The 1,618-nt window shown below is 44.4% G+C and carries 2 protein-coding genes; both read left to right on the top strand.

The window, feature by feature from the left end; all coding sequences use genetic code 11:
• Window positions 1–346 precede the first annotated feature (346 nt).
• Entirely contained in the window at window positions 347–1,243 is an 897-nt protein-coding gene (locus tag SPSYN_RS09545) for a DUF368 domain-containing protein (RefSeq protein ID WP_161822275.1), read from the top strand.
• A gap of 248 nt (window positions 1,244–1,491) precedes the next feature.
• A complete protein-coding gene (locus tag SPSYN_RS16215; RefSeq protein ID WP_279279202.1) occupies window positions 1,492–1,617 on the top strand; it encodes a hypothetical protein in 126 nt (41 codons plus the stop codon).
• Window position 1,618: the final 1 nt, after the last annotated feature.

The raw sequence follows: 1,618 nt of genomic DNA, 5'->3' as shown, positions 1-1,618 counted from the left end.
GATATTGCGGAATCTATACGTTTTAATATGTGATTCTCCGGTATTATATGGTATAATTCAGTGTAAAAGCTGCCTTGTTTAAAGGTGGTTTCAACTAGCATAAAAAGCATCCCCCGGTATATTTTGTTATGGTGACTTAATTATACTATAGGTGGGGATGCTTTTTGTGTTTTATATGGACTTTTTCAGTGGTCTCGAACCGTCCCCTTGTGTTTGTAGATTGACAGTGCTATTAACACTATGTTGTAATATAATAGTAACGTGGCACGCAAAAAACATGCTTAGAACTCTTGAAAGGAAGAAGATGATTTTCTCACTCGTGCAGTGAGTTCTTCAACTTACTAAGATGAGAAAAAACACCACCAACACCGCTAAACACGCAATGAACAGCACCGCTGCTTGGATTGTCCTCCTCTTTAAAGGCATGCTGATCGGTATCGGCGCGATCCTCCCAGGGTTATCTGGCGGAGTCTTGGCTGTTATATTCGGCATCTACGATCAGTTGATTGCTTTTTTGGCAAACATAAGAAAGAACTTTATACAAAACATGAAGTTTTTCTTACCGATCGGCATCGGTGCCGTATTTGGTATATTCCTCTTTTCCATTGCAGTGAAGGCGGCTTTCGGCAAATACGAAGCTCAGTTTGTCTGTTTGTTCATCGGATTTGTCATCGGCACCCTTCCTTCGCTTTACAGAAAAGCAGGAGCATTCGGACGGGCAATTAGGCAGAACGTCATTTTAGCTGTCGCCGCTGTAGCGATCTTTAGTTTAATGATGATCGGCAACTCCTTGCCGGATATCCAGCCAAACACGCCGGTATGGTTTTTTTCAGGAGCTTTCGTAGCGCTCGGATTCATCGTGCCGGGTTTAAGTACTAGTAACTTCCTTATCTATTTTGGATTATATGATAAAATGGCAGAAGCGATCTCCCTTATCGACTTCTTTATGCTCATTCCTTTCGGTATCGGAGCGGTGCTCTGTATCCTACTCTTTGCTAAATTCGCGTTTTGGCTATTTAAAATGTATTATGCAGACATGTACCACTTGATCGTCGGACTGGTCATAGGTTCATCCCTGGCCATCTTCCCCGCTATCGTATTTCCATCCTTTACCGATGCAGGTCTGGCAATGTTGGAGCTATCATTTACACAAGCCGCGGTCTTTTCTGTTATCATGCTTGTTGCAGGCATAGCGCTGTCATATGCGTTCAGTAAATTGGAGGATAGGTATCCAACCGACTGATTGCTATGCATGATGATGTAAGCCGCCATTGATATGCAGTGGGAAATGTCAAAAATCTTCTGCTGGATTATCTATGCGAATAATCGCTTTCTCAATCCGTTTGTCCGTCACCTCTACAGCTTGAATAAGAAAATATAGACACAAGGGGACGGTTCGTGCGCCAAGCAAAGGGCGTGTCATATAGTGGGTGCGAACCCCACTAGGAAAAGTTTAGCCAACTACCTATAGCGAGTCTTGGGAGGCGCGGGGTGATCCGCGTCTCTAAGCGTAGACAGCAAACTAGCAGGCTGGAAGCGAAAGCTGAATCGATTGAGCCCCGAAATCACCCCAATGGGAAGGCCGATGCAGTGGACCGTGCAGAAGGCAACATCTGAC

The sequence above is a fragment of the Sporotomaculum syntrophicum genome, assembly GCF_009932395.1.
Taxonomy (GTDB): domain Bacteria; phylum Bacillota; class Desulfotomaculia; order Desulfotomaculales; family Desulfallaceae; genus Sporotomaculum; species Sporotomaculum syntrophicum.
The sequence above is the reverse complement of the archived record's forward strand: the minus strand, read 5'-3'. Positions and strand labels throughout refer to the sequence as shown.

Excerpts from the sequence above, each read along its gene's own strand:
- SPSYN_RS09545 (WP_161822275.1), top strand. The coding sequence starts at position 347 with ATGAGAAAAAACACCACCAACACCGCTAAACACGCAATGAACAGCACC.